The sequence below is a fragment of the Arthrobacter sp. ISL-69 genome, assembly GCF_018613775.1.
In the GTDB taxonomy this organism is placed as follows: domain Bacteria; phylum Actinomycetota; class Actinomycetes; order Actinomycetales; family Micrococcaceae; genus Arthrobacter.
Window position 1 is genome coordinate 233,129 of sequence record NZ_JAGGPO010000010.1, and the last position, 19,487, is coordinate 252,615.

The window sequence follows — 19,487 nt, forward strand, 5'->3', positions numbered from 1 at the left end:
CGTTTAATTATCCCAGTCTATTCCCGTGGCAGGAGACTTCTGTAACCGGACCGCATATGCGAAGGGCCGGACACCGTCACGAATGACGGCGCCCGGCCCTTCAGGGACGCACAGCTCAGGCTGGGGCAGTCTCCGGCGCAGCCGCTGCCTTCGCAGCAGCCTCGCCACGGCGGCGTTCAACCCGCTCAGCCTGCTTGACCAGCGGGGGTTCACCCTGCCGCAGCCAGGCGTACAGCGGGGCCGCGATGAAGATGGTCGCCGCGGTGCCGATCAGGATGCCGACGAACAGGGCCAGCGACAGGTCCCGCAGCGTACCGGCGCCCAGGAGCCCGGCTCCGATGAACAGGATCGCACCCACGGGGAGGATGGCCACCATCATGGTGTTGATGGAACGGACCAGCGTCTGGTTGACGGCAAGGTTGACCTCCTCCGCAAAGGTGCGGCGCGTGGAGGCATCAATGTCCGCCGTGTTTTCGCGGATCTTGTCAAAGACCACCACGGTGTCGTACAGCGAGTAGCTAAGCACCGTCAGGAAGCCGATAATGGCCGACGGCGTGACTTCGAAGTCGCTGAGGGCGTAAACGCCGGCAGTGACGAACATGGTCACCAGCATGCCCGCAAGGGCCGACAGCGACATCTTCCACGTCCGGAAGTACAGCGCCATCAAGAATGCCGCGATGACCACAAAGATCACCAGGCCCAGCAGCGCCTGCTTGGTGACGTCCGCACCCCAGGTGGGCCCGACGAACGTGGACGTCACCTCGTTGTCCGTGACACCGTAGGCGGTGGTGAGGCCTTCCTTGATCCGGAGCGTCTCGTCGTCCGTTAGCTTGTCCGTCTGGATCCGCATGGTGGTGCCGGCAACATTGGCCACACGCGGAATGCTGCCCTCCACGACGTCCTTGACGGCCTTCTCGCCGACCGCCGCGTCCGTGGTCTTCACGTTGGAAACCGTGAACTCGGACCCGCCCCGGAACTCGATGCCAAGGTTGAATCCGCCCTTGGCCACCGGCAGGAGAATGGATAGCGCCACGGCGACGGCGGCGATCAGGAACCAGATCTTCTTGGATGAGACGAAGTTGTACGAGCGCTTGCCCGTGTAAAGCTCATTACCGAAAGTGGCAAAATTCGTGGTCATTTACTTGCCCTCCTTGGACGTGCTCTTGGAGGAACCGGCAAGCTGCTCCTGCTTTTCCGCCAGACGGCGTTCCGCAATGGTCATCCGGCGCTCAGCTTCACCAGCTGCGCCGGTGTTCTTGGCACGCACCACGGCCGGCTTCTCATCCGGGGTGCGGAGCCTGCCCGCGCCGCGATACAGGGGCACGGCGCCGAGGCGCTTCGGGTCAAGGCCGGAGAACCTGTGGCCCTCGCCGAAGAACTTGGTGCGGGCCAGGAGCCGCAGCGTCGGGTGGGTGAACATGAACACGACGATGAGGTCTGCGATGGCGGTCAGGCCAAGCGTAAACGCGAAGCCCCGGACGTTGCCCACGGCGACGAAGTAGAGCACCAGGGCTGCCAGCAGGTTCACTGCCTTGGACGCCAGGACAGTGCGCTTGGCACGCTTCCAGCCGTTCTCCACGGCGGAGACGAGCCCGCGGCCTTCCCGCAGTTCATCACGGATTCGTTCGAAGTAGACGATGAACGAGTCTGCAGTCTGGCCGATGGCCACGATGAGGCCGGCCACACCGGCCAGTGACAGGCGGTAGTTTTCGGTCCAGCCCAGGATCGCAATGGCGAGGTAGGTCAGTGCACCGGCAACCACGAGGGAGAAGATGGTGACAAAGCCCAGCGCCCGGTATTGGAAGAGGGAGTAGACCACCACTAGGAGCAGGCCGATCACGCCTGCGAGCAGACCCATCTTGAGCTGCTCGCCGCCCAGTGTTGCTGAAATCTGCTGTTCGCTCTGGATGTCGAAGCTGATGGGAAGGGCACCGAACCGCAGCTGGTCGGACAGCGCCTTGGCGGACGCCTCGGTGAATCCACCCGTGATCTGGGGACGGCCATCAGTGATCACCGCGAGCGAACGCGGGGCCGAGATGACCTGGTCATCGAGGACAATGGCGAACTGGGCCTTCGGATCGGAGCCTGATTCACCGCCGGCGGCAACGAAGAACTGGTACAGCCGTTCGGTGACTTCCTTGAACTTGGCAGTGCCCTGCTCGTCGAACTGGATGTTGACGGCCCACTCGTTGGTGACAGCGCCCTGTGCACCCTGCTGCAGCTGGAAGGAGGAGGACTTGATGTTGGAGCCCTTGACTTCAACCGGACCCAGAATGTACTTGATGGCCGGGGACGTCTCCGTTGCCGGCTCACACGTCACCAGCGGCTTAGCCGGGTCCGAGCGCTCCTGCTTGTCCTGCGAGGGGTTGTCGCAGTCCAGGGTCTCAAACTTCTTGTACACCTCTGGCGTGACCCAGTTGATGTCGCTGCTGTTGGTCGGCTCTGCTGTCGGCTTGGGCAGCTGGTCGTCCGGGGTCAGGGATTCGGTGGGAACTGCTGCGCCGGCACCGGCCTGAAGCACGGGCCGGAAGTTCATGTCGGCTGAGGCCTGGATGAGGGCGCGGGTCTCCTTGGAGGGAGTACCGGGGAGGCTCACCACCACGTTGCGGCCGGACTGCGTGCTGATCTCGGCTTCCGCGACGCCCGAGCCGTCCACGCGCTGGCGGATGATCGCAACGGCCTGGTTGAGCTGGTCCTCGTTGATGTCCGAGCCGCCCTCAACCTTGGGCGCCAGGATCATCTGGGTTCCGCCTTCGAGGTCAAGCGCAAGCTTGGGTGCCCAGCTGGCGTGGCCGGCGATGGTGCCGCCCGCGAGCACGGCAGTCATGACGGCGAGGATAACGCCGAGCCAGACCAGCACCCTGAGTGCTGAGTTTTTGGGGCCAGTACGTGCCATTGTGATCTTTCTATTGTTTACGGAGGAGCCGCCGGGGTGAGCTGGGCTCACACACCGGCGGCAGCCCGCGGCCGTAATTAATTCTACTTAGCGGGACTTGGCGGGTACGCCGGACTAGCTGTCTTTCTTGCCTTCGTCATTGAGGCGCTTCAGCGATTCTTCCGGCGTCTCGTTGACGGTCTCGGGACGGTTGACAGCGTCGGCCGGGGCCTCGTCCTGCGCGGTCAGGGAAGAGGCGTCGTCGGGAACGACAGTGGGCTCTTCGGGGGCAACGGCCGGCTCGACGATCTTGGTGACGGCCTGGCGGTGCACGGTGGCGAGGTTGCCGGGGGAAAGTTCAAGGAGGACCTTGTTCTCGTCCTCATCGATGGAGACGATGCGGCCGTAGAGTCCAAAGCTCGTCATGACCTCCTTGCCCGGTGCGAACTGGGACTGAAGCGTGGCCTGCTGCTGCTGGGTCTTCTTGTTGCGGCGGAACATCATGAAGATGAAGAGTCCGAGCATCACGAAGAGCAGGATGGTCATGATGTCGATGCCGCCGCCGGCCTGCGGCTGGGCCTGGGCAGTAATGTGTCCGAACACAGGAAGTTTCCGTTCTGTACTTACATAGCTGATTTACAGCAACGTCGGCTTCGTTTCGGCCCACCTGGCAGAAAACCCCCAGCCAACGGCGGCCGGAGCCGCCCACAGAAACAAAGACCCGAACGTGCCGAGCGTTCATCCCAGTCTAAAGGGAAAGTAAGCCCGACGCTGCTATTGGCTGTTCGGAAGCCACTCCGCCACCGGCTCCCCGCTGAGGTCTTCCGGTTCGAACAGGGCCAGCGTCTCCTGGCCGAACACCCCGTCCGGAACCGCATAGCCAAGGTGGGTCCAGGCCGGAGCCATGGCGATCCGGCCGCGCGGTGTCCGCCCCAGGAGCCCCTCACGGACAAGGTAGGGCTCGGCAACGGTTTCCACGGTTTCGGGTTCCTCGCCAACGGCAATGGCCAGTGTGGAAAGTCCCACCGGGCCGCCGCCGAATTTGGTGATCAAGGCTTCGAGGACGGCGCGGTCCAGCCGGTCCAGCCCCCTCTTGTCCACCTCATACATGTCAAGTGCGGCCGAAGCCGCCCGCGCATCTATCTGTTCGATGCCGTGGACCAGCGCCCAGTCGCGGACGCGGCGGAGCAGGCGGTTGGCAATTCGGGGCGTGCCCCTGGACCGGCCGGCAATTTCGCTGAACCCTGCCGAGTTGACCTTGAGGTCCAGCAGGCCGGCCGAACGCCTCAGGACCAGTTCCAGTTCCTCAACGGAGTAGAACTCCAGGTGGCCCGTGAAGCCGAACCTGTCCCGGAGCGGGCCGGGGAGGAGGCCGGCGCGGGTGGTGGCGCCCACGAGCGTGAACGGAGGCAGTTCGAGCGGAATCGCGGTGGCACCGGCGCCTTTCCCCACGACGATGTCCACGCGGAAGTCCTCCATGGCCATGTACAGCATTTCCTCCGCGGGCCGGGACATGCGGTGGATCTCGTCAAGGAACAGGACCTCCCCTTCCGACAGCGAGGAAAGGATGGCGGCAAGGTCACCGGCGTGCTGGATGGCCGGGCCGCTGCTGATCCGCAGCGGTGCATTCATCTCGGCCGCGATGATCATGGACAAGGTGGTCTTGCCGAGGCCGGGCGGGCCGGAGAGCAGGACGTGGTCAGCACTGCGCCCGCGCATCCGCGACGCTTCGAGCACCAGCGACAGTTGTTTGCGGACACGGTGCTGGCCCACGAAGTCGTGCAGGTTCTTGGGACGGAGGGCCGCCTCGATGACGCGTTCCTCCGGCTCCTCTCCCCCGCCGACCACGGTGGGTTCAGCCACGACTGCCTACCCTGTTGCCCGCACGGGCGCCGTCCTGGCCGAGCCAGCGCAGCGTGGCCCGGAGAATTTCGGCCACCTGGCCGTCCGCTTCCAGTTCGGGGGAATCCGAGAGTGCTTTGTCGATGCTGGACGAGGCGTCCTTTTCGGACCAGCCGAGGCTGGTCATGGCCGCCACCACCTGCGGCTTCCACGGGGCCGGAGCCGATGCTGCGGGCGCCGCCGCTGAACCGGTCCCGTGCGGCACCAGTTTCCCGGCGAGCTCCAGGACGATCCTGCCTGCGACTTTGGGACCGATGCCGGGGACTTTGGTGAAGGCCTTGCCATCCCCGGTGTGCGCCGCAACCCGGATCGCCTCGGGATCATGGACGGCCAGCACGGCCAGCGCAAGGCGGGGACCCACGCCGCTGACGCTGAGCAGGATATCGAAAACCTCGCGTTCGTCATCGCTGGAAAATCCGAACAGGGTCAGCGAATCCTCCCGCACTATCAGGGAGGTGAAGAGCTTGCCCTCAAAGCCGACGCGCAGCCCGCTGAGGGTCTGGGGTGTGGCGTTCACGCTCATGCCGGCGCCGTTGAGGTCGATCACGGCGGAGGACAACCCGACGTGCGCTACGGTTCCGCGGAGAAAACTGATCAAAGCCGGGCTCCTGAAATACAGCCGGGATGAAACCGGCTATCCGAACATATCTACGAATACCCTAGCAAGGAGCCCGGACATTCACCGTGCACGGCGCGCCTTGGCCTCCGCTTCGGCCCACGCCCGCTGTGCCGGGGTGAGGGACAGGCTGCCGGGGCCGGTGGTGGCGATGGCGGCACCGCTGCCTGCCCGCCACGCATGGGTAATGGCCAGCGCGAGGGCGTCGGCGGCGTCCGCCGGACGCGGAGGGGCATCCAGGCGGAGGATCTTGGTGACGAGCTTCGTCACGGCTTCCTTATTGGAAGTTCCGCTGCCCGTGACGGCGGCCTTGACTTCCGACGGCGTATGCAGGGCCACCGGTATCCCGCGCCGGGCGGCGGCGGCAATCACCACGCCGGACGCCTGCGCAACGCCCATCACAGTGCTGACGTTCAGCTGTGAGAACACCCGCTCCACAGCGAGGACGTCTGGTTCATACCGGTCCAGCCAGTCATCGATGGACGTGGCGATGAGGAGCAGACGCTGGTCCAGGCTCTCATCCGGCGAGGTGCCCACCACTCCGACGGCCACCAGGGTGGCGCGCCGGTTCTTTTCGACGTCCACGACGCCGATGCCGCAACGGGTGAGGCCCGGGTCGACTCCCAATACTCGGAGGGTCAAGGCCGGGCCTCAAAGACACTGCAGGGTCGCGGGGTCACTCGGCTTCCAGTGCGGCCTGCACTTCGTCGCTGAGGTCCGCGTTGCTGTAGACGTTCTGGACGTCGTCGAGTTCTTCCAGGGCGTCCACCAGCTTCATGAACTTCTTGGCAGCGTCCAGGTCGAGCGGAACCTCCATGGAGGGGACGAATTCGGCTTCGTCGGTGTCGTATTCGATCCCGGCTTCCTTGAGCGCATCGCGGACGGCCTGGAGGTCGGTCGGCTCCGAGTGGATTTCGAAGGTGTCGCCGTTGTCCTTGACTTCCTCAGCGCCGGCGTCGAGCACGGCCATCAGGACGTCGTCCTCGCTCAACCCGTTCTTGGGGAGGGTTACAACCCCCTTGCGGGAAAAGAGGTAACTGACGGAACCGGGATCGGCAATGGTGCCGCCGTTGCGGGAAATGGCGAGCCGGACCTCGGAAGCGGCACGGTTTTTGTTGTCCGTGAGGCACTCGATCAGCAGCGCGGAGCCCTGCGGGCCGCGGCATTCGTACATGATTTCGGTGTAGTCCACGACTTCGCCGGTGAGGCCTGCGCCGCGTTTGATGGCACGGTCGATATTGTCGGCGGGGACCGAGGTCTTTTTCGCCTTGGTGACAGCGAGTTCCAGGCTGGGGTTGCCGGCCAGGTCCGGGCCGCCCATCCGGGCCGCGACTTCGATGTTCTTGATCAGTTTGGCGAACGACTTTGCCCGGCGGCTATCAAGGATGGCCTTCTTGTGCTTGGTCGTCGCCCATTTGGAGTGGCCTGACATGCTTTACGCTTCTCCTCTGATCATTCGAATAAACAGTTCGTGCACGCGCTTCTCCCCCGTCACTTCCGGGTGGAAGGAGGTGGCCAGCAGTTGGCCTGAACGCACTGCAACAATTCTAGCCGTCCCCTGCAGTGCGGCAGCGTGGGAGGCATGTTCCGGGTCCGCAGGCTCCACCTGCGCCAAGACCTCCACACCATCGCCCACACGTTCCACCCACGGGCCGCGGATGAAGACCGCGTGGACCGGGGCCACACCGGAACCGGTGTCGCTGAAGCCGAGTCCCTTGAATTCAAGATCGGTCTCGAAGGATTCCCGCTGCCGGCCGAAGGCGTTCCGGCGGACGGTGATGTCCAGTCCGCCGAACGTCTGCTGCGGGTTGCCTGCCAGGTCCGTGGCCGGGTCCGCGATCTCGTCGGCGAGCAGGATCATGCCAGCGCAGGAGCCGTACACGGGCAGTCCGTCGGCGATGAGCTTGCGCAGCGGGTCCGCGAGTTCGAAGGCCCGTGCGAGCTTGTCGATGGTGGTGGATTCACCGCCGGGAATGATCAGGCCGTCGATGCCGTCAAGTTCGGAGGGGCGCCGGATGCCGATGGCCGTGGCGCCGGTCGCTTCAGCGGCACGCAGATGCTCCCGGAAGTCACCCTGGAGCGCCAGGACACCGATTCGCAGGCCCGTACCCGCGCGGGAATAGTCCGTGGAAGGGGGGTTGGTCATCCAACCAGCATAGTGCTCCCCGCGCCCGGAGGAGTGCCGGAACGGCCCTGCCGGCCCGGTTCCATGCCTCGGCTGGGATATATTACAGAGCATGCTTTACTTCAGCGTTCCGCTCGGCAAGCTCGTCCGCCGGGTCTCCCGGCTCAGGGGCGGAGGCTCTGCCCTCCCCGGTCTTGTGGTCGAGAAAATCGACCCGGAATTCATGCAGCGGACCCTGTCCACGCTTCCCCTGGGCGTCGCCGTCGTCAGCGGGACGAACGGCAAGACCACCACCACCAAGATGGTTGTTGAACTGCTGGAGAGCCAGGGGCTGAAGGTGTTCACGAACCGCACCGGCAGCAATTTCACCCGCGGCGTCGCCGCGGCGCTGCTGGGCGACGTCGACTGGCGCGGCCGCCTGGACGCGGACATTGCCGTGCTGGAGCTTGATGAGGCGCACGCCGTGCACTTCGTCAACCGGGTCCCGCCGCGGTACAGCCTGCTGCTCAACGTCCTCCGCGACCAGCTGGACCGCTTCGGCGAAATCGACAAGACCGCCCAGCTTCTGCAGCACATCGCTTCCAAGACCATCGGCACTGTTGTCCTGAACCGGGAGGATCCGCGTGTCGCCCGCATTGCCGACACCCTGGACGGACCTGAGGTCCGCTACTTCGGCCTCGACGACTCCCTGCTGAGCACCTTCCCGAACGACGACGACCTCCGGGCCGGTCCCGGGAGCCCGGTGCCGGTGCTGCCCGAAAAGCAGCACGCCGACGTCGTGCTCCGCCGGGTGGGGACGGACGATGCCGACTTTGAGTACGACGGCGCCACGGTCACCACCGGGATGAAGCTCCGCGGCACCTACAACATCTTCAACGCCGCGGCTGCCCTGGTCCTGGCACGCTGCATTGCCGGCAACCGCACCACGCCGACTGACCATGACGGCCTGCTCAAGGCCTTGTCGGAGGTCGCGCCCGCCTTCGGCCGCGGTGAAAGCCTAGTGGTTGACGGGCTGCCGCTGGACCTCGTGCTGGTCAAGAACCCCAGCGGCTTCAGGCTGGGCCTGAAGTCATTTTCCGCCGGCGGCTACGCGACGATGGTCGCCATTAACGACAACTATGCCGACGGCCGGGACATGTCCTGGCTCTGGGACGTCGAGTTCGATTCGCTGCGCGAAAGCGGGGTGGATCAGCTCACCGGTTCCCGGGCGTTCGACATGGCGCTGCGGCTGCAGTACGACGACGTCGCCGTTGGCGCGGTGAACCCGGACATCGCGCCGGCGCTGGCCGCGTTCATCCAAGGAGCCAAGGACAAACCCAAACGCGTCTTCTGCACGTACACGGCCATGCTCGCCATCCGCCGTGAGCTGTCCAAAATCACCACAGTGGAGGTGGTCTCATGACCCCCCTATCCCAAAACGCCGAGTCCCAGGACGGCGAGTCCGTGACCGACGGCCCGGACACGGTCAGCAAGGGCACCATCAGGGTCCTGCAGCTGTACCCCCGCGACATGAACATCTACGGGGACTGGGGCAACGCCCTGGTCATCCAGCAGCGCCTCCGCTGGCACGGTTACACGCCCGAACTCCTCGAATACAACGTCGGTGACGATTTCCCGTCCGACGTTGACCTCATCGTGGGCGGCGGCGGCCAGGACAGCGGGCAGCTTGTCATCCAGGACGATCTGCTATCCCGCGAATCGACGTTGAAAGACATGGCGGAAGACGGAACGCCCATGCTCCTAATCTGCGGGATGTACCAGCTCTTCGGCCGGTTCTTCAAGACCCGCACGGGATCGGTCATTCCGGGCATCGGTGTGCTGGATGTCGAAACGCACGGAACCGACGAACGCCTGATCGGCAATGTCACGGTGTCCTCGGCCGAGTTCGGGGACATCCTGGGCTACGAAAACCACAGCGGGCAGACGACGCTCGGGCCCGGCGTCAAGCCGCTCGGTACAACCCCCAAGGGCATCGGGAACAACAGCAGCGACGGCAAGGAAGGCGCCCGCTACCGGAACATCGTGGCGAGCTACCTCCACGGTTCCCTCCTCCCCAAGAACCCGGCCATTGCCGACTTCCTGATCCGCACCGCCGTCGAACGCAAATACGGCAGCTTCACTTCGGGGGCTCCGGACGACCGTTACGCGGTGCGGGCGCGCGAACTCGCCGCACGGCGTCCCCGGTAGGCCGTTCCGGTTCCGGCGCACTGGTTCCGGCGCATGTGCCGGACCCGGCCATTTCCTGTGACGGATTGCGGCAGCCAGAGAATAGGCCATGGCAGACTATTTCCATGGACACCGCAGCCTCCAGCCTCCCGGAATACCTCCGCCGTCCGTCAGGGCCACGCAATCCTGGCGACGCCTGGGTGGAAGGCGAGCGGGGCAAGTTCTGGGGCCGGTTCGGGTCTGCGGGACTCCTGGTCCAGGACCCGGCCAAGGGCATCCTGCTGCAGCACCGGGCCACATGGAGTGATCACGGCGGCACCTGGGGCCTTCCCGGCGGCGCCCTGCACCAAGGGGAAGATGCCATCACGGGCGCCCTGCGCGAAGCCCATGAGGAGGCCGCTGTCCCCCCGGAGAACGTCCGTGTCCTCTTCACGTCCGTCTTCGACGTCGGATACTGGTCGTACACCACAGTGGCTGTGCGGGTGGTCCAATCCTTCGAACCCGTCATCAACGATCCCGAGAGCATCGAGCTGAAGTGGGTACCGGCCCACGCCGTGGAAGACAGGAAGCTGCACCCTGCCTTCGCCACCGCGTGGCCCGGGCTGAGGCACCAGCTCCTGGACCACCTCTGATTTCACTGACGGCGTAGCCCTGGCAGGACTAGGTCCGGCAGCGCAGTCGTTGACATTGGTAAGCACCAGTCCAGGGAGGCGTGCCATGGTCGCACTCAGCGGCGGAGTCACCGGAACCAACGCGGCAGAAGACCCGCTGGATTCCTACTCGGCGACGGTCATCCGCGTGGCGGAAACCGTCACCCCGCACGTTGCCGCCATCGAAATGACCGGCAACGGGCGCAACGGCAGGTTCCGCGTGGGCGCCGGTTCAGCGGTCCTGTTCACGTCGGACGGCTATCTGGTAACCAACGCCCATGTTGTGGGCGCGGCCGGAAAGGGCCACGCGGTGTTTGCCGACGGAACCCGGACCGCCGTGGAGGTGGTGGGCGCCGACAGTCTCTCCGACCTGGCCATAGTCCACGGCAAGGCACCCACTGCCCCGCCTGCGGAATTCGGTGATGCCGAACTCCTCAAAGTCGGACAGCTGGTCATCGCTGTCGGCAATCCGCTGGGGCTCTCCGGCTCGGTAACGGCAGGTGTGGTCAGCGGCCTGGGCCGCTCCATCCCGGTGTGGTCCGGGCGCAACCGCCGCGTGATTGAGGACGTCATCCAGACCGACGCCGCGCTGAACGCCGGCAGCTCCGGAGGGGCACTGGCGGACGCCCGCGGCCGCATCGTGGGCATCAACACCGCGGTCGCCGGTGCGGGGCTGGGGCTGGCGGTTCCGATCAACGCGACTTCGCGGCGGATCATCGCCTCACTCCTCTCGGACGGGCGCGTCAGGCGTGCCTACCTTGGACTGGTCAACACCCCCGTTCAGCTTCCGGTCAGCTCGGTTGTCCGTACCGGTCACCGGGACGGACTGCTCGTCGTCGAGGTCCTTCCGCGGTCGCCAGCCGAACGGGCAGGCCTCCGCGCCGGAGACGTGCTGCTGAGCGTGGGGCGGAAGTCGGTTTCGAATGCGGAGAGCCTCCAGAAGCTGCTTTTCTCCGAGGCAATCGGAGCGCCGCTGGAGATTTCCGCGCTCCGCGACGGCACCGAGCTCCATGTGGTGGCCGTCCCCGAGGAAATGACGGAAAACTGATGGCGCTCCGCCAAAATGCGGAATCCAGTGCCGGCAAGGGACGCGACTGCCCAGTACCGCGCACAATGGGTCTGTGGGCTCTGATCCTCGATGTGGAGTGCACGGCCGTCGGCTCGCACTTCGCGCCGCCATACCGGCGTGCACGGTTTTCCTCCTGGCGGGGCTCCCGGCGTGTTCGCGGCCAGGACCTTTCGACGCTCCCCCGTGTCTCCCGCCTGCCTTCACCGTAAGTCCCGAGCGAGCCCAAGTGGGCCAGAACGTGAGTGTCACTGCGCCGGACGCCGACTGCGACCCGCGCTACGGCGAGCATGCCCGCATTCACGTGACCGTGACGGATGGGGCGGGCGCAAAAGTACTGGACGCAACATCCCCGATGAACGACGGCGGCGGGTTCACGTATTCGTTCAACGTCCCGGTGAACTCGGCGGCCGGAGCGGCGACGGTGACTGCAATGCCCGACAACCTTGACTGGTGCGACGATACCGGCAGGAACAACAGGGCTGGCGGCTTCGATCAGGCCGGTGAATTGACCTGGGCGTCCTGCGCTCAGCCGGTCCGGACCATCACCATCACCATCACGCCGTAACATAACCGGGCGATTCCGGTTCGAATCAGCCCGGAACGCGCGCTCTCGGGCGAAACACACACAAAACCTTGCGAGGCATGTCGGTGACGCGTCCCGGGGGGACAATACCGCATTTTCCGGAGAAATATACCCCTGCTCCTGTTCTGACTGCAGCTATCCGGCTATCGTTGAAAATGAACACCCAATCCGTTGACATTGACGTGGTGGACCGGCGTGTTCCAGCACTACAGCCCGGCCGCCGGACCAACGTTCCGGATCCTGGGCTTGTGGGTATTTGGGTAGGCACGGGGGTGCCCTCTTATCGATATCCGTGCACCGAAACGGCTCGCACCGTGGGGCACGGAGGTTCCCAAATGCGGCAGGACTCTGTGTTGCCGCTTCTGAATCAGTGCACTGCAAAAATGGGGCAATGGGCCGATTCACGGGACGTATAACCGCACTCATTGGGGACCACCAACCGCAGACAAATGTCCGACAGGAATCTTTAATCCGGCCCAGCCCGTTCAGAGGCTTGCCGGAAGTCATGGTGATTCACCATGGGGCGATTCCGTTTGCCCGGATCCGCCTGCGACATCCACCTGGGAATGACAAAAGATGGGAAAGATCTCATGAAGAGGTCAATGGGTTTGCTCGCATCCACTCTGCTTGCCGCAGGACTTAGCCTCGGCGGGGCGTCCATCGCGGCCGGACCAGCCGCAGCGGATACCGGGCTCAAGAGCGTCACGGTTTCGGCCACCAACTACCAGAGCTACACGGACCACCGGGACGATCGCAACAAGCGCGGCGATCATAACTGGAGGAATCACAAGAGGTGGTGTGAGACCCACGGCTACTGGGAGCGTGCACGTCACGGGAACCACCACTACTGGAAGTGGGTTAGCTACTGCGACGACGACCACGACAAGAAGGGCCGCCACTAGACCGCGCGTAGTTGCCTGACCGACCGGTCTGAGGCACCAAGGCAGGGGCACCGTCTACGCGGTGCCCCTGCCTTGAGCTGCGCACTTCCTCTGCCGGCGATCCGATGCCAGAGTTCACTCCATGAGTACATGGGAACCAGGGACCGCCGGCGTCGTCAGTTTCCCTTCCGGCCGGCTCATCCGCGGGCGCGGACTGCGTCATCCGGCCCCGTCAGGTTTCGACCCCGATTTCGGCGTCTACCTTCTCGGCGCGGCTCCGCCCCTGGTTGAGTGGAAGCAGCGATGGGTCCGCTGGCCGGACTTCTGGCTGCCCACCAACGAGGACAAGGCCATGGATGCCCTGAAGGAAGCATGGCTTCGGGCTGAATACCAGCGGGTCGAAATCGCCTGCTCGGGCGGCCGCGGAAGGACCGGCACAGCCCTTGCATGCATCGCCGTTCTGGACGGAGTTCCGGCACGACAGGCGGTGTCCTTCATTCGGGAGCACTACCACCCGCGGGCGGTCGAGACGCCGTGGCAGCGGCGGTACGTCACACGCCCGCACTGGCAAGGCGCTGCGGAAGGCCGTGGAGGCTAGCGGCGTGCCTCGGTGATTTCCTTGAGTTTGGCGAGGGCAACCGGCCAGGCTTCGTCAAACATGGCAGCAAAATCGTCCTCGCTGTCGAGCGCAACCTCCACGGTTGTCACCCCTGAGTCCTCGCTGAATGAGTAATTCTCGTGTGTCCCGATAAAAGCTTCCGCTTCATCGCTGGTTGTGTCATCCGCTCCGTTGACTATCTGGCCCACATAGCGGAGCGAAATGAACTCCCCGGGTGTATTCTCCTCGACGACGGCGATCATGCCGCCGAGCGAACCCTCGTCATCGGGGCCGAGGAACCGGATCTCGCTGCCCTTGGTCCAGTTGCCCTCGAAATAGGAACCCTGGTTGAAGGCACTCGTCCACTGTCGGTAGGTGGAGTCGGACAGCATGGTTGTCCACACGTCGCCGACCGGAGCGTCGATCTTCGCTGAGTACCGTAGCTTCTTCATGCCCGATCCTACCGCCGGGTACCACGCCCGGGACAGGCTTGCGCGTCAGGGACGGCCCTCCGGAGTAGGGTACCTCCATGGACATCATCATGGTTCCCGGATTCTGGTTGGACGCCTCGTCATGGTCCGAGGTCACGCCGCCGCTGATCGCCGCGGGGCATCGCACCGTTCCGCTCACGCTGCCCGGTCTTGAAGCCCCGGATGCGCCGCGGGCCGGCATCGGCCTGCGAGACCACATCAATGCCGTCATCGCTGCGGTCGACAGCGCCGACCAGCCGGTGGTCCTGGTCGGGCATTCCGGCGGCGGTGCCATTATCCATGGTGCTGTTGATGCCCGGCCGGACCGCGTTGCGCGCGCCATCTACGTGGACAGTGGCCCGCTGGGCGAAGGCGGCGTGATCAACGACGAACTTCCCTCGGAGGGCGACGACGTGCCGCTTCCATCGTGGGAAGGCTTCGAAGACGCCGATCTCACCGACCTGGATGACGGGTTGCGTGCCAGGTTCAGGGCCCGGGCGGTCCCGCAACCGAAGGGCGTGGCTTACGACCCCCAGCACCTTCACGATGAACGCCGCTACGGCGTTCCGGCCACCGTGATCGCCTGCGAGTTTCCCTCCGCCGTGCTGAAGGAATGGATTGAAGCCGGGCATCCGTATGTTGCGGAGCTCGCGCGCATCCGCGATGTCGAATACGTGGACCTGCCCACAGGACACTGGCCCCAGTTCACCAGGCCGGCCGACCTCGGCGCGGCGATCCTCGCCGCCGTCGACCGCCATTAGGGGTCGACCGCCATTACGGGTCGACCACCAGAGGGGCGCTACGCGAGAGGCGTGAGGACGGCGATCTGGTAGCCGCCTGCCCTTTCGGCGAGTTGATAGCAAAAGCGCTCCCGGGGTTCGCCGCCATAGGTCCAGGTGACGTCTGCCCATACAAATCCCGGGGCTACAGCCATGATGTCGATTCTCTTCTCCATCGTGTCAACGCCCTCATATTGGCCCCAGGATGAGGCGAAGAACGCCTCGGTCTGGCCGGTGTCTGTGACCGGGATGGACTGACCGGGAAACAGAATGAGCGAGGGAACGGCGTACATTCCCGCGATCGCTTTGGCGTCACGTGCCAGCAGCGCGGCAGCGTAGCGGTCGAAAAAACGGTCAACGTTGTCCGTAGCTTCTGTCATGCCAGAAGTATATTAGGCCCGAAAACGGGACCTCCCTGGGCGACGGCTCCGCGCACTTAGAATGGCGTCGACCATCCGCGATTTGGCCTTCAACCTCGTCCTTGCTCGCCGGAAATGATCAGTTCCCGGGCACCGGCCCCGGCCGCGCCCATGGATTCCACCACCGTCCTGGTCCGCAACCGCGTGCCGGCATCGGCTTCCGGCCCGGCGCACGGTCCCTGCGGCGCGTCGGCCGCCACTGAACACCAGCGGTACGGATCGCGGACGATCACGGACGGCACCCATGCCAGATCCGAGGCCGCCCATTTGCCGGCCGCGTCCTGGCTGAACTGTGCCCGCACCAGCAGTCCTTCGTTGTTCACCACATACCAGGGGGACAGCTCCGTGACGCCGTTGCCCAGTCCGTACACAATCCACGTCCCTTTGTAGTTCTCGATGGGAAGCACGGAATGGGTGTGGTGGCCGTAAACCATGGTGAACTCGCCGCTGTCCACCAGGGCGTGGGCCGTATCCTGCTGCTGGGCATTCGGAGTGCTGGCATATTCGTCCCCGGCGTGCATCACGCCGAGCACAATGTCCGCGCCCAGCGCCCTTGCCTTCTTCGCCTTGGCAATCATTGCGGGTGCATCCAGCATGTCCACCTGCCAGGCGTACTCGGGGTATTGCCCGTTCAGGCCATAGGCGGCCTCGATCACGGCAATTCTCGCGGCGGCGGTCTGCAGGATCAGGATGCCCTGGGAGTCCGCCTCGGTCCGGTAGGACCCGGTGTGCTTCAAGCCCGCGGCGTCCAGGGCGTCGAGCGTCCGGACCAGGCCGTCAGTTCCGCGGTCGATGGTGTGGTTGCTGGCCGTCGTGCAGGCCTGATAGCCAACATTCCTGGTCGCCGCGATGATCTGCGGCGGCACATTGAACGACGGGTAGGCCGAGAAGGGTCCGTCCGGGCCGGCGACCGGCGTCTCCTGGTGGCAGATGGCCAGGTCGCTCCTGTCGATGTACGCCCGCTGCCCCTCAAGCAGCGGGGCAAAGTCCAGCCCCGGCTTTCCGAGGGCGGCCGCGTCGGCGCGGGCCTGGTCCCACAACTGGGCATGCACCAGCATGTCCCCGGTCAGCAGTACGGAGGTGCACCGGACAGCAGCGCAGGCTGGGCCCTTGCCCGGCGTCGGTTCCGGCGAAGGGGCCGGCACCTGGGCGGCGGCGGACGACGGCGGCGCGGATGCCGCCGTCGTCGTTCCGCCGGTTGCCCGTACACCGCTCCCCTGTTCAGCCAGTACGCCGCACGACGAAAGCGTGATCATCATGCAGGCCGCGGCAAGTGCCGCGAAACGCTGTGTGGCGGGCGGTTTTTGTTGTCTTAGGTGCTGGTCCCCCATGTCCGCCATCCTACGGCTGCCGATCTCCGAATCCCGCGAAATCACCATTGAGAACGGCCCGGTTACATGAAAGGGTTGCTTCATGACCAACCCCCTCCTGACCCCCAGCTCCTTGCCGTACGGGCTCCCCCCGTTTGCAGACATTGACGAGGCCCACTACGCCGAGGCAGTCCGCTCCGGGCTGGCGGAGCACCTTGCTGAAATCCAGGCAATCGTGGACAACGCCGAACCCGCCGCCTTCGAAAACACAGTTCTGGCCATGGAACGCGCCGGGCAGCTCCTCCAGCGCGCCGCAGCGTCGTTTTTCACCCTGGTGTCCGCCGATGCCTCGGATGGCATCCGCGCCCTCGAGACGGAGCTGTCCCCGCAGTTCTCCGCCCACCAGGATGCCATCTACATGAACCGCCGGCTGTTCGACCGGTTCGCTGCCGTGGACACCGCCGGCCTCGACGATGAATCGGCCAGGCTCGTGGAGGAGTACCTCAAGGAGTTCCGCCAGTCCGGCATCCAGTTGGACGACGCCGGACAGGAACGGCTCAGGGCAGTCAACGCGGAGTTGTCCCGGCTGGGTACGGAATTCGGCCAGCGCACCAAGGAGGCCATGAAGACCAATGCACTGCTTCTCGACGACGCCGCAGAGCTGTCCGGGCTGCCCGCTGACGACGTCGCCAGCGCCGCCGAAGCAGCGCGGGCCGCGGGCCACGACGGGAAATACCTGCTCACGCTGATCCAGCCCAGCAACCAGCCGGCCATGGCCTCGCTGGACAACCGCGACGTCCGGCGCCGCCTCTACCAGGCATCCGTCAGCCGCGGGAGCAGCGGCGGAAGCCTCGATGTCCTGGACCTGGTGAAGTCGATGGTCGCGCTGCGGGCGGAAAAGGCCCGGCTCCTGGGCTTCGCCAACTATGCCGAACTGACGGTGGACCGCCAGACGGCACCCGATTTCGGGGCTGTACAGACCATGATGAACCGGCTGGCGCCTGCCGCCGTCCGCAATGCCGACGCCGAGGCCGCCGCCCTGGCAGAAGTGGCCGGCCACCCCCTCGAGGCCTGGGACTGGGCGTACTATTCCGCGAAAGTGCGGCGGGAGCGGTACAGCGTGGACGAGCAGGCACTGCGGCCCTACTTCGAACTGGACCGGGTGTTGCGCGACGGCGTCTTCTTCGCCGCAACGGCCCTTTACGGTGTGACCTTCCACGAACGGCCCGAGCTCGTGGGCTACCACCCCGATGTCCGGGTCTGGGAGGTCCGCAACGAAGACGGTTCCGGACTGGGGCTGTTCCTGGGCGATTACTACGCCCGGGAGTCCAAACGCGGCGGGGCGTGGATGAACTCGCTGGTGGACCAGTCCGCGCTGCTGGAAACGCGGCCTGTGGTCATCAACAACCTCAACATCTCCAAGCCGCCCGCCGGCGAGCCCACGCTCCTGACGCTGGACGAGCTCCGGACGGCGTTCCACGAGTTCGGGCATGCCCTCCACGGCCTGTTTTCGAACGTGACCTTCCCGCGGTTCTCCGGCACGGCCGTCCCGCGGGACTTCGTGGAGTACCCCTCCCAGGTCAACGAAATGTGGATCATGTGGCCCGAGGTGCTGGCTAACTACGCCCGCCACCATGCCACCGGCGAGCCCCTGCCCCAGGACATCGTGGACAGGCTCAACGAATCCCAGCTGTGGGGCGAAGGCTTCGGCACCACGGAGTACCTGGGGGCCGCGCTCCTCGACCTTGCCTGGCACGTCCTGGACGGATCCGGTGTCCCGGAGGACGTCCTGGAGTTCGAAGCCAAGGCCCTTGCGGCGGCCGGCGTGGCCCACAACCTGATTCCACCGCGCTACCGTACGGGCTACTTCCAGCACATCTTCGCGGGTGACGGCTACGCCGCGGGGTACTACTCCTACATCTGGAGCGAAGTGCTGGACGCGGACACCGTCGAGTGGTTCAAGGAAAACGGCGGACTCAGCCGGGCCAACGGCGACTTTTTCCGGAGCGAACTGCTCTCCCGCGGCAACAGCCGCGAACCTTTGGAATCGTTCCGCGCCTTCCGGGGCCGCGACGCGCAGCTGGAGCCGCTGCTGAAGCGCCGCGGGTTGGAGTAACCCCCGCCCTTCAGTTGGGTTAACGGACGACGGCGGCGGGTCACCTTCCAAGGTGACCCGCCGCCGTCGTGCTGCTTGAGAGCTGTTACCAGCCGCGCTCGGCGAGGCGGTGCGGCTGCGGGATTTCGTCGACGTTGATGCCTACCATGGCTTCGCCCAGGCCGCGGGAGGCCTTGGCGATCACGTCGGGGTCATCGAAGAAGGTGGTGGCCTTCACGACGGCGGCGGCACGCTGGGCCGGGTTGCCGGACTTGAAGATGCCCGAGCCGACGAACACGCCGTCAGCGCCAAGCTGCATCATCATCGCGGCGTCGGCCGGGGTGGCGATGCCGCCCGCGGTGAACAGCACCACGGGGAGCTTGCCGGCGGCAGCAACTTCCTTGACCAGTTCGTACGGGGCCTGCAGTTCCTTGGCCGCGACGTAGAGCTCGTCCTCGGCCATGCCGGCGAGCTTCTTGATCTCCGCACGGATCTGGCGCATGTGGCCGGTCGCGTTGGAGACATCGCCGGTGCCGGCCTCGCCCTTGGACCGGATCATGGCCGCGCCCTCGTTGATGCGGCGCAGCGCCTCACCGAGGTTGGTGGCGCCACAGACGAAGGGAACCTTGAAGTTCCACTTGTCGATGTGGTTGACGTAGTCGGCCGGGGTCAGGACCTCGGACTCGTCAATGTAGTCCACGCCGAGGGACTGCAGGACCTGGGCTTCGACGAAATGGCCGATCCGGGCCTTGGCCATGACCGGCACGGACACGGCTTCGATGATCTTGTCGATCATGTCCGGATCGGACATGCGCGACACGCCGCCCTGGGCCCGGATATCGGCCGGAACGCGCTCCAGCGCCATCACGGCCACGGCACCGGCGTCTTCGGCGATGCGGGCCTGTTCGACGTTGACGACGTCCATGATGACGCCGCCCTTGAGCATCTC

21 protein-coding genes are annotated in these 19,487 nt (G+C 65.3%); 9 read left to right on the plus strand and 12 right to left on the minus strand.

Translation table 11 applies throughout. The features are described from left to right. Nucleotides 1-115 precede the first annotated feature (115 nt). From secF to pdxT, 8 genes are all read right to left on the minus strand, one after another. Nucleotides 116-1,138, minus strand: a complete 1,023-nt coding sequence (gene secF, locus J7I79_RS06440; RefSeq protein ID WP_214951497.1) for a protein translocase subunit SecF — start codon at nt 1,136-1,138, stop codon at nt 116-118. Beyond that, complete coding sequence (gene secD / locus J7I79_RS06445; protein ID WP_214951499.1) at nt 1,139-2,896, minus strand: protein translocase subunit SecD; 1,758 nt, start codon at nt 2,894-2,896, stop codon at nt 1,139-1,141. Between the two features lie 114 nt (nt 2,897-3,010). Next, entirely contained in the window at nt 3,011-3,421 is a 411-nt protein-coding gene (yajC, locus tag J7I79_RS06450) for a preprotein translocase subunit YajC (RefSeq protein WP_214951561.1), read from the minus strand. 228 nt (nt 3,422-3,649) lie between these two features. After that, on the minus strand, nt 3,650-4,738 hold the full coding sequence (ruvB, locus tag J7I79_RS06455) for a Holliday junction branch migration DNA helicase RuvB (protein WP_214951502.1): 1,089 nt from the start codon (nt 4,736-4,738) through the stop codon (nt 3,650-3,652). Continuing rightward, entirely contained in the window at nt 4,731-5,375 is a 645-nt protein-coding gene (gene ruvA / locus J7I79_RS06460) for a Holliday junction branch migration protein RuvA (RefSeq protein WP_104173025.1), read from the minus strand. Before ruvA ends, ruvB begins: the two co-directional genes overlap by 8 nt. An 81-nt stretch (nt 5,376-5,456) precedes the next feature. Next, nucleotides 5,457-6,035 (minus strand): crossover junction endodeoxyribonuclease RuvC, encoded by a 579-nt coding sequence (ruvC, locus tag J7I79_RS06465; protein ID WP_214951504.1) that lies wholly within the window; start codon nt 6,033-6,035, stop codon nt 5,457-5,459. Nucleotides 6,036-6,069: 34 nt separating this feature from the next. After that, on the minus strand, nt 6,070-6,825 hold the full coding sequence (locus tag J7I79_RS06470) for a YebC/PmpR family DNA-binding transcriptional regulator (protein WP_214951506.1): 756 nt from the start codon (nt 6,823-6,825) through the stop codon (nt 6,070-6,072). 3 nt (nt 6,826-6,828) lie between these two features. Next, nucleotides 6,829-7,539: a pyridoxal 5'-phosphate synthase glutaminase subunit PdxT gene (gene pdxT, locus J7I79_RS06475; RefSeq protein ID WP_214951508.1), complete on the minus strand. Its 711-nt coding sequence runs from the start codon at nt 7,537-7,539 to the stop codon at nt 6,829-6,831. Nucleotides 7,540-7,630: 91 nt separating this feature from the next. On the opposite strand from pdxT, the gene J7I79_RS06480 reads away from it, so the two are divergent. The 7 genes from J7I79_RS06480 to J7I79_RS06510 all read left to right on the plus strand — a co-directional run bounded on the left by J7I79_RS06480 (nt 7,631) and on the right by J7I79_RS06510 (nt 13,465). Next, complete coding sequence (locus J7I79_RS06480; RefSeq protein WP_214951511.1) at nt 7,631-8,920, plus strand: Mur ligase family protein; 1,290 nt, start codon at nt 7,631-7,633, stop codon at nt 8,918-8,920. Beyond that, nucleotides 8,917-9,705 carry a glutamine amidotransferase gene (locus tag J7I79_RS06485; RefSeq protein ID WP_285291301.1) on the plus strand — a complete coding sequence of 263 codons (789 nt, stop codon included), beginning with the start codon at nt 8,917-8,919 and terminating at the stop codon, nt 9,703-9,705. The genes J7I79_RS06480 and J7I79_RS06485 overlap by 4 nt, the downstream gene beginning before the upstream one ends. A 104-nt stretch (nt 9,706-9,809) precedes the next feature. Beyond that, nucleotides 9,810-10,316 carry an NUDIX domain-containing protein gene (locus tag J7I79_RS06490; RefSeq protein WP_214951513.1) on the plus strand — a complete coding sequence of 169 codons (507 nt, stop codon included), beginning with the start codon at nt 9,810-9,812 and terminating at the stop codon, nt 10,314-10,316. Nucleotides 10,317-10,401: 85 nt separating this feature from the next. After that, entirely contained in the window at nt 10,402-11,382 is a 981-nt protein-coding gene (locus tag J7I79_RS06495) for a S1C family serine protease (protein ID WP_214951515.1), read from the plus strand. 259 nt (nt 11,383-11,641) lie between these two features. Next, nucleotides 11,642-11,968 (plus strand): hypothetical protein, encoded by a 327-nt coding sequence (locus J7I79_RS06500; protein WP_214951517.1) that lies wholly within the window; start codon nt 11,642-11,644, stop codon nt 11,966-11,968. A gap of 620 nt (nt 11,969-12,588) precedes the next feature. After that, on the plus strand, nt 12,589-12,888 hold the full coding sequence (locus tag J7I79_RS06505) for a hypothetical protein (protein ID WP_214951519.1): 300 nt from the start codon (nt 12,589-12,591) through the stop codon (nt 12,886-12,888). Nucleotides 12,889-13,009: 121 nt separating this feature from the next. Further along, a complete protein-coding gene (locus tag J7I79_RS06510) occupies nt 13,010-13,465 on the plus strand; it encodes a protein-tyrosine phosphatase family protein (RefSeq protein WP_214951521.1) in 456 nt (151 codons plus the stop codon). On the opposite strand, the gene J7I79_RS06515 is transcribed toward J7I79_RS06510, so the two are convergent. Further along, the gene (locus tag J7I79_RS06515; protein WP_214951523.1) at nt 13,462-13,917 is read right to left on the minus strand and encodes a hypothetical protein; all 456 of its coding nucleotides are present in this window, start codon (nt 13,915-13,917) and stop codon (nt 13,462-13,464) included. The genes J7I79_RS06510 and J7I79_RS06515 overlap by 4 nt on opposite strands. Nucleotides 13,918-13,994: 77 nt before the next feature. Between J7I79_RS06515 and J7I79_RS06520 the strand changes: the two genes are divergently transcribed. After that, nucleotides 13,995-14,696, plus strand: a complete 702-nt coding sequence (locus tag J7I79_RS06520) for an alpha/beta fold hydrolase (RefSeq protein ID WP_214951524.1) — start codon at nt 13,995-13,997, stop codon at nt 14,694-14,696. A gap of 38 nt (nt 14,697-14,734) precedes the next feature. Here the strand turns inward: J7I79_RS06520 and J7I79_RS06525 are convergent, their stop codons facing one another. Further along, a complete protein-coding gene (locus J7I79_RS06525; RefSeq protein WP_214951526.1) occupies nt 14,735-15,094 on the minus strand; it encodes a hypothetical protein in 360 nt (119 codons plus the stop codon). Nucleotides 15,095-15,183: 89 nt separating this feature from the next. Next, a complete protein-coding gene (locus J7I79_RS06530; protein WP_251042430.1) occupies nt 15,184-16,464 on the minus strand; it encodes a CapA family protein in 1,281 nt (426 codons plus the stop codon). A gap of 82 nt (nt 16,465-16,546) precedes the next feature. Here J7I79_RS06530 and J7I79_RS06535 point away from each other — a divergent pair, with 82 nt between their 5' ends. Next, nucleotides 16,547-18,559 carry a M3 family metallopeptidase gene (locus J7I79_RS06535; RefSeq protein ID WP_214951528.1) on the plus strand — a complete coding sequence of 671 codons (2,013 nt, stop codon included), beginning with the start codon at nt 16,547-16,549 and terminating at the stop codon, nt 18,557-18,559. 85 nt (nt 18,560-18,644) lie between these two features. Here J7I79_RS06535 and pdxS read toward each other — a convergent pair. Continuing rightward, nucleotides 18,645-19,487 (minus strand): pyridoxal 5'-phosphate synthase lyase subunit PdxS (gene pdxS, locus J7I79_RS06540; RefSeq protein ID WP_214951530.1); only part of this gene is annotated, 843 nt, incomplete at its 5' end.